Origin of the sequence: Erythrobacter sp. (genome assembly GCF_038133525.1) — a bacterium.
In the GTDB taxonomy this organism is placed as follows: domain Bacteria; phylum Pseudomonadota; class Alphaproteobacteria; order Sphingomonadales; family Sphingomonadaceae; genus Qipengyuania.
Map to the genome: position 1 here is coordinate 1 of NZ_JAYPTL010000018.1, position 7,731 is coordinate 7,731.

The window sequence follows — 7,731 nt, forward strand, 5'->3', positions numbered from 1 at the left end:
GATATCCGCGCTGCGCATGTCGTCCATCACCTGGTGCACTTCGAGCCGCTCTTCGCCAAGGCCCAGCATGATGCCGGATTTGGTAAAGATCAGCGGGTTGTGCACCTTCACCTCCTCGAGAAGCCTGATCGAGGCATAGTAACGCGCGCCGGGGCGGATTGTCGGATAAAGCCGCGGCACGGTTTCGAGGTTGTGATTGAAGACGTCGGGTCCGGCCTCGCAGATCTCCGCTATCGACTGTTTCATCCGCCCCTTGAAGTCAGGGGTCAGAATCTCAATCGTGGTATTCGGCGTTTCGCGACGCAGTGCCTTGATAACCTTGACGAATTGCCCAGCCCCACGGTCAGGCAAGTCGTCGCGGTCGACGCTGGTAATGACGATATGTTCGAGACCCATTGCCGCCGCGGCCGCCGCCGTATGTTCCGGCTCCAGTGGATCGACCGGCATCGGCATGCCGGTCTTGATGTTGCAGAAACGGCAGGCACGCGTGCAGGTGTCGCCCAGGATCATCACCGTCGCGTGCTTCTTGGTCCAGCATTCGCCGATGTTCGGGCACGCCGCCTCTTCACAAACGGTGTGAAGATTGAGTTCGCGCATGAGCTTGCGAGTTTCATGATAGCCCTGGCTGACAGGCGCCTTCACGCGGATCCAGTCAGGCTTGCGCTGCATGCGGGGGCGTTCGCCTTCGGGCGCCGGTGCGGTAGAAAGGTCGTTCATGATGCGGCCCATCTAGGCCCCCTCCCCCGCAACGGCAAGCCGGATAGCTATGCGCTGCCCCTTGCCTTCAGCAGTATTTCAATGCAGCGAAACCAGCATGAAGAGCTTCGGCGAAATGATCGATGGTTATGCGCGGTTCCGTACCGGTGCCTGGCAAAGCCAGCACGAGCGTTGGGAGCAACTGAAAGAAGGGCAATCACCACAGGTGATGGTAATCGCCTGCTCTGACAGCAGGGTCGATCCCGCACAGATCTTCGACGTGGACCCGGGCGAGATCTTCGTTGTCCGCAACGTTGCCGCGCTGGTACCACCCTATGAAACCACTCCGGGGCGACATGGCGTCTCGGCAGCACTCGAATTCGCGGTGCAGTTTCTCAGGGTTCGCGAAGTGGTCGTCATGGGCCACGGCATGTGCGGTGGTTGTCAGGCAGCCCTGACCCAGGACCTGCATGGCAATGAATTGGGCGAAGGTGGCTTTGTCGCCCACTGGATCGACATGCTCGATGACGTGCGCGAACCAATCGCGGCCGATCTGGGCACCAAAGGGCGGGATGCGGAGCGGGCAATGGAACTCGCCGCGGTCAAGGTCAGCCTGGCAAACCTGCGCACCTTCCCTTGCGTGCAGGAGAAGGAAAAGCGTGGCAGCCTGACCCTGCGCGGTGCCTATTTCGCGATCTCGGACGGGGTGCTTCACTTGCTCGACGAGACGAGCGGCGAGTTCAAACCTGCCTGACGGCTTGCGTCGGGACGAGCTAACGGTCATCTTCGATGAATGACCGAAAAGCCGCTTAGAAACATCGCGCTGCTGATCGACGCGGACAATACCTCCCCAAAGGGGATTGATCCCGTACTGACTGTCATGGCCGAGCTGGGGCAGGTCAACATCAAGCGAGCGTACGGCAACTTCGCCAAGAACAACCTGGCGAACTGGGACAAGATCACGCACAAATTCGGAATCAGACCTGAACAGCAGTTCGACCTCACATCCGGCAAGAACGCCACCGACATGGCGATGACGATCGACGCGATCGACTTGCTGTATCAGGGCAAGGTGGACGGGTTCGGGATTATGAGCTCGGACAGCGACTTCACCCCCCTTGTCACCCGCCTCAGGCAGGATGGGCTGATCGTCTATGGCTTCGGAAGCAAGGCCAAGACGCCCGAAGCCTTCAGATCTGCTTGCACACGCTTCATCGACATCGATGCACTCATCCGCGGTGCAGCCGCAGATGAAACCTCTGGCGACAAGGCTTCCGGGTCCGCATCCAAGGGTGAGGTCGATGACGAACTGATCGAACTGCTTGGCAATGCGCTCAAAGCAGCGAAACGTGACGAGGATGGCTTCGCTTCGCTGAGCGAAGTGGGGAACATCGCCGGCAATCGCTCGAGCTTCGACGTCCGAAACTATGGCTACAAACGCTTGTCAGACCTCTTTCAGGCGATCGACCAATTCAAGGTCGAACGGCGCGAGGGCGGACATCTGTATGTGAAGCGCTTACGCTGAACATAGAAAAGGCGCGGATCCAGCGGACCCGCGCCCTTCCGATGTGAAGCAGGCGGCTTCCCAATTACATCAGGTTGTTCGCCTTCTCGTCCGCATAAACCGTCCAAAGCGTGGCGATCGGCTGGCGATTGCCGGTGATCTTTCCAAAGGTCGCCTTGGCCTCAGTAAGCTTGCCCTGGTCAAACTGCGCGATGCCCAGACGGGTCAGCGCAAGCGCCGGATCAACTCCGGGCATGCTCGAAGCCTTGACGTAGAACTCTTCGGCTTCAGCTGCCCGACCAAGACTCAGCAGAGAGTCCGCCGCCGCCATGACCGTGCGGATAGTGGCACTGGGCGCGCGTGCATCGCGCATCAACCCCGCCATATCGGCCTGGTCTGCCTTCGTACGCGCGGCAGCCTGAGTATAGGTATCGTTGATATAAGGATCATCGTTGGGCAGCAGGCCCTTCGCGCGACCTTCTTCGACAACCGAGACGACTTCGCCCGGCAGGCGGCGATAATCGGCCGCGTCGACGTATTCCATATACATACGCCCATCGGTAAGCGTGCCGACCCGCCGACCGAGGCGCAGAAGGTCGAGAATCTCGGGGTTCTCATACCCGCCCGTATTCAGCAGGATAGCAATCGCGTCCTTCCAGCTGGTCTCGCCAGGGAATTCACGGACATACATCGTCGCATACTTTTGCGCCTCAGCCTTCATCTGGGAATTGTAGGCAATGCTGAGGCCACGCTTAATCCAAGCTTCATCGATTGGCTGGCCAGCGGCCTTCTTCGCCTGGATCACGCCGGTCAGGTAATTGAGCCCTTCAGCGTCGCGATCTTCGGCGAAATAGCTCTCGGCGATGAAGGTCTCGGGATTGTTTTCGGTATAGCCAACATCCAGTGCGGCCTGGAGGTAAGTCCGCGCCTTGTTATAGTCTTCATACTTGTAGGCGATCTGGCCCGCCTGGAAGTTGTAGATACCGATATTCTCGGCCGGCACCTTACCGCTGGCCAGCATCAGTTCGAGGCCCTGCAGCGCGAGGGTCAGATCATTCAGCTTCTGGCTGGCGGCAACATGCGCTTGGCCAGCAGCGAAACGATCATCCTCATTCTCGATTGCCGCAAGTATCGACGGCAGCGCAGCCTTGATCGCCGCACCATCGGGAGCCTCGGCCTGGAGCAAGGTCTGTAGCGGCTGGTAGGCAGCAATAAACGCCTTCGAATAAGCGACCTTTTCCTTCTTCTTTGCAGCAAAGGCTGGCGCTTCCAGCGCGGCCGTTGTCACGACTGCACCGGTCGCAATCGCGAGTGCAAGAGCCATGGTCGAGGCCGTACCCTTGGCACGGGTTAGGCGAGAGAAAATCATTTCAAAAACTCCCAAGATTGATCAGGGGTCTGAGCGCGGGGCGCCGTTGATTACCGATGGCCAAGGCCATGCCGCGTGTCGCCGCTCATTGCAAACCCTTCTGGAGTTGGCGGGCTGAATGCGGATTGAATGCAGGCCCCGCCGTCTGTTCAGGCTTCAACTGCGGCAGCGGCGCACCCATATGTGGAAAAGGCCGCTGAATCCTTCCCATCAGTGCCCTGTTTGGTGGCGAAACCGCCTTGGTTGGCCTAGGCTCTTGGCATCTAGAAAATAAGCTCTTTCGCAATACGGAACTACGCACTTGTCCGACGAAACCGAAGCTCTCAATCCTCCCCCATTCGACGGGGGCGACTATACCCGCATCGACATCGTCGATGAGATGAAGACCAGTTACCTCGATTACGCAATGAGCGTCATCGTGAGCCGCGCGTTGCCCGACGTGCGTGACGGGCTGAAGCCGGTCCACCGGCGCATACTGTTTGCCGCGCAAGAAGGCGGAATGGTGGCCGGCAAACCCTATCGCAAGAGCGCGAAGATCGTCGGCGATGTCATGGGTAATTACCATCCCCATGGCGACAAGGCGATTTACGACTCGCTTGTCCGAATGGCTCAGCCATGGTCGATGCGCGTGCTTCTGGTTGATGGCCAGGGCAACTTCGGATCGATGGACCCGGACGAGCCGGCAAGCATGCGCTACACCGAAGCGCGGCTGTCCCGGGTTGCTAACAGCTTGCTCGACGATCTCGACAAGGACACAGTCGACTTCACCGACAACTACGACGGATCGCGCAGGGAACCGACCGTCCTCCCAGCCCGGTTCCCCAACCTTCTGGTCAATGGTGCCGGCGGCATCGCCGTGGGCATGGCAACCAATATCCCGCCCCATAATCTGGGAGAGGTGATCGACGGTTGTTTCGCCTTCATGGATAATCCAGCGATCACGAGCGAGGAATTGTTTGAGATTATCCCGGGTCCGGATTTCCCGACGGCTCCGCTGATCTTGGGCAAGTCGGGTTCGCGCTCGGCGTACACCACGGGCCGCGGTTCGATCCTGATGCGTGCGCGCCACGAGTTCGAAACGGGGCGCAACGATCGCCGTTCGATCGTGCTGACTTCAATCCCCTATCAGGTCGGTAAGAGCGCGCTGGTCGAAAAGATTGCCGATGCCGCCAAGGAAAAGCGGATCGAGGGCATTTCGGACATCCGCGACGAATCAAGCCGCGAAGGTGTGCGTGTCGTCGTGGACCTGAAGCGTGACGCCTCGCCCGAAGTCGTCCTCAATCAGATCTGGCGATACACGCCCGCACAGGCGAGCTTCCCGGCAAATATGCTCGCCATTCGCGGCGGCCGCCCCGAGACGCTGACCCTTCGCGATTTCATTCAATCCTTCATCACCTTCCGCGAGGAAGTGATTACGCGCCGGATTAAGTTCGAACTGAACAAGGCCCGCGAACGAGCCCATATCTTGCTCGGACTGGTCGTCGCCGTTTCGAACCTCGATGAAGTCGTGGCAATGATCCGCGGCTCCTCGAACCCGGCAGATGCACGCGCCAAGCTCCTCACCAAGGAATGGCCTATTGGCGATATCGCGCAGTATATCGCGCTGGTCGAAGCGATTGAACCGACCGACGAGCAAGCTGGTGGAACATACAAGCTGTCGGAACGACAGGTGAAGGCCATTTTGGACCTGCGCCTGCATCGCCTGACAGCTCTTGGGCGCGATGAGATCGGCGACGAGCTGAAAGAACTCAGCATCGCGATCGAGGAATACCTTTCGACCCTGGCCGATCGCGTCAAACTCTACGCAGTCATGCGGTCCGAGCTGGAAGAGATCCGGGCGAGCTATGCTACCCCGCGCCTGTCGGAGATCGCGCCTGCCTGGGATGGGATTGAAGACGAGGACCTTATCGAGCGAGAGGAAATGGTCGTCACCGTCACGGTCGATGGCTATATCAAACGCACCCCGCTCTCTACCTTCCGGGCCCAGAATCGTGGCGGCAAGGGCCGAAGCGGCATGGCCACGAAGGACGAGGACGCCGTAAGCGAGCTATTCGTCACCAGTACCCACAATCCGGTGTTGTTCTTCTCGACCATGGGCAAGGTTTACCGCCTCAAGGTTTGGAAGTTGCCCGAGGGCGGCCCGGCAACACGCGGCCGCCCGATCGTGAACCTGCTCCCGCTAGATCAGGGCGAAACCATCCGCACTGTACTACCCTTGCCGGAAGACGAGACGAGCTGGGGCGCGCTGAGTGTGGTGTTCGCCACTGCCAAGGGGAACGTCCGTCGCAATAGCATGGACGCCTTCACCAACATCCCTTCGAACGGCAAGTTCGCCATGAAGTTCGATGAAGGCAGCGAAGACAAGCTCATCGGCGTCGCCCTGCTGGATGCTACCGATGACGTGCTGTTGGCAAGTCGCAATGGCAAGGCCATCCGCTTCGCCGCCGAAGATATTCGTGAATTCGCGTCGCGTACTTCAACGGGTGTTCGCGGCATGAGCCTCAAGGGTGATGACGAGGTCGTTTCGCTTTCGATCCTGCACAAGGTCGGAACCGAAACCGACGAGCGCGAACAGTATCTCCGCTTCGCGCCATGGAAGGCTGAGAAGGAAGGCGAGCCCGAGCTTTCGGTCGAACGCTTTGAAGACATGGCGGACAAGGAGCAGTTCATCCTCACCGTCTGCGCCAACGGCTATGGCAAATTGTCATCGGCTTACGAGTATCGTCGGATTGGCCGTGGTGGTCAGGGCATCACCAACATCGACAATATCGCTCGAAACGGACCGGTGGTGGCGAGCTTCACTGCAACGCAGGCAGACCAACTCATGCTGGTCACCGACCAGGCAAAGCTTATCCGCATCAGCCTCGAGACGCTACGTGTGCTAGGCCGCAATACGGCAGGCGTGCGCCTGTTCAATGTAGCCGAGGGAGAGACCGTCGTCAGCGTCGCCCGCCTTGATGAGGATGAGGAACCTGAAAACGAGGCTGAGGACATGATCGCCGAGGAAATCATCGATCATGGCGGCAGCCTTAATCCAACCTCACCTGAGACGACGGCACAGTCTGAAAAAGACCTGTCGGAAGAATCAGATAAATGACGTTACGAGTCGAGGCCAGTGGACAGGCGTGCGGAGCGCGCGTCACCGGCCTCGACCTGTCACGCCCAATCACGCCAGAGTTGGCTGCCGAAATCCGCGCGGTGTGGCTCCATCACAAGGTGGTAGCTTTTCCTGGGCAACGCATGGACGACGATGCGTTGGAACGATTTACCCTGGCTATGGGTGGCTTTGGTGATGACCCATTTTTCGCGCCAATCGAAGGACGCAAGCATATCGCGGCGATCCTGCGCGAGGCTGATGAGCAAAGCCCACTATTCGCGGAAAACTGGCATAGCGATTGGAGCTTTCTTGCGCATCCCCCGGCCGGGACTTGCCTATTGGCAATAGACATCCCGCCTGTCGGCGGTGACACGCTCTTTGCCGATCAAGGCGCAGCATTTGGCGCGTTGCCGGACGAACGGAAGAATTTTCTGCGATCGTTGACAGCCGTACATAGCGCCAAACTCGCCTATGCTCCGGATGGAACCTATGGCGATCGAGACAAGGGCCGCTCCATGGCAATCCGGCCTGGTGAAGCAGCCCGAGCGACCCAGTCACATCCGCTGGTGCAACCCCATCCAGAGACAGGCGAGGAATGCCTGTTTTCCACGCTGGGCTATATTGTCGGGATCGAGGGCATGCCTGAAACCGAGGCGTTCGCCTTGCTCGGCGAGCTAGCTCAGTGGCAGGCGCGCGAAGAGTTCATCTATCGGCATCGATGGGAACCGGACATGCTCATCATGTGGGACAATCGCGCGGTACTGCACAAGGCGACGGGCGGATACGAAGGCTACCGACGCGAGTTGCATCGCACCACGATCGCCGCTTTCGCGGGCTAGGCTGTCCCTTTCCGAAGGGTCCGCACTACACCGACCGCGATCAGGAACTGGCCACCATAGTAGAGCGGCCAGATCAACCAGCTGCCAAGCAGGTCAGGCACGACACCGCCCTCGCGCGCAAATATCAGCAAATCGCTGATCACGAACATCACCGCGCCTGCCCCCACCCGGTAGCGGGGAAAGCGACTGGTCCATGCGGCCGCAGCCATTGCGCCTACTATCGCTG

General features: G+C 59.4%; 7 protein-coding genes. 4 read left to right on the forward strand and 3 right to left on the reverse strand.

Features of this window, described 5'->3' with window-relative positions:
- On the reverse strand, nucleotides 1-717 hold a 717-nt coding region (locus AAFM29_RS06365; RefSeq protein WP_341711967.1), incomplete at its 3' end, for a lipoyl synthase.
- A 97-nt stretch (nucleotides 718-814) separates the two neighbouring features.
- On the opposite strand from AAFM29_RS06365, the gene AAFM29_RS06370 reads away from it, so the two are divergent.
- The gene (locus tag AAFM29_RS06370; RefSeq protein ID WP_341711968.1) at nucleotides 815-1,450 is read left to right on the forward strand and encodes a carbonic anhydrase; all 636 of its coding nucleotides are present in this window, start codon (nucleotides 815-817) and stop codon (nucleotides 1,448-1,450) included.
- 39 nt (nucleotides 1,451-1,489) lie between these two features.
- Entirely contained in the window at nucleotides 1,490-2,221 is a 732-nt protein-coding gene (locus tag AAFM29_RS06375) for an NYN domain-containing protein (protein WP_341711969.1), read from the forward strand.
- 64 nt (nucleotides 2,222-2,285) lie between these two features.
- Here AAFM29_RS06375 and AAFM29_RS06380 read toward each other — a convergent pair whose 3' ends face one another.
- Nucleotides 2,286-3,569 carry a hypothetical protein gene (locus AAFM29_RS06380; protein WP_341711970.1) on the reverse strand — a complete coding sequence of 428 codons (1,284 nt, stop codon included), beginning with the start codon at nucleotides 3,567-3,569 and terminating at the stop codon, nucleotides 2,286-2,288.
- 301 nt (nucleotides 3,570-3,870) lie between these two features.
- Between AAFM29_RS06380 and gyrA the strand changes: the two genes are divergently transcribed.
- Both gyrA and AAFM29_RS06390 read left to right on the forward strand, forming a co-directional pair.
- Nucleotides 3,871-6,666: a DNA gyrase subunit A gene (gene gyrA, locus AAFM29_RS06385; protein WP_341711971.1), complete on the forward strand. Its 2,796-nt coding sequence runs from the start codon at nucleotides 3,871-3,873 to the stop codon at nucleotides 6,664-6,666.
- Nucleotides 6,663-7,505: a TauD/TfdA family dioxygenase gene (locus AAFM29_RS06390; protein WP_341711972.1), complete on the forward strand. Its 843-nt coding sequence runs from the start codon at nucleotides 6,663-6,665 to the stop codon at nucleotides 7,503-7,505. Before gyrA ends, AAFM29_RS06390 begins: the two co-directional genes overlap by 4 nt.
- Here the strand turns inward: AAFM29_RS06390 and AAFM29_RS06395 are convergent.
- Nucleotides 7,502-7,731 (reverse strand): lysoplasmalogenase family protein (locus tag AAFM29_RS06395; protein ID WP_341711973.1); only part of this gene is annotated, 230 nt, incomplete at its 5' end. The genes AAFM29_RS06390 and AAFM29_RS06395 overlap by 4 nt on opposite strands.

Excerpts from the sequence above, each read along its gene's own strand:
- AAFM29_RS06370 (WP_341711968.1), top strand. The coding sequence starts at position 815 with ATGAAGAGCTTCGGCGAAATGATCGATGGTTATGCGCGGTTCCGTACC.
- AAFM29_RS06375 (WP_341711969.1), top strand. The coding sequence starts at position 1,490 with ATGACCGAAAAGCCGCTTAGAAACATCGCGCTGCTGATCGACGCGGAC.
- AAFM29_RS06380 (WP_341711970.1), bottom strand. The coding sequence starts at position 3,569 with ATGATTTTCTCTCGCCTAACCCGTGCCAAGGGTACGGCCTCGACCATG.
- AAFM29_RS06390 (WP_341711972.1), top strand. The coding sequence starts at position 6,663 with ATGACGTTACGAGTCGAGGCCAGTGGACAGGCGTGCGGAGCGCGCGTC.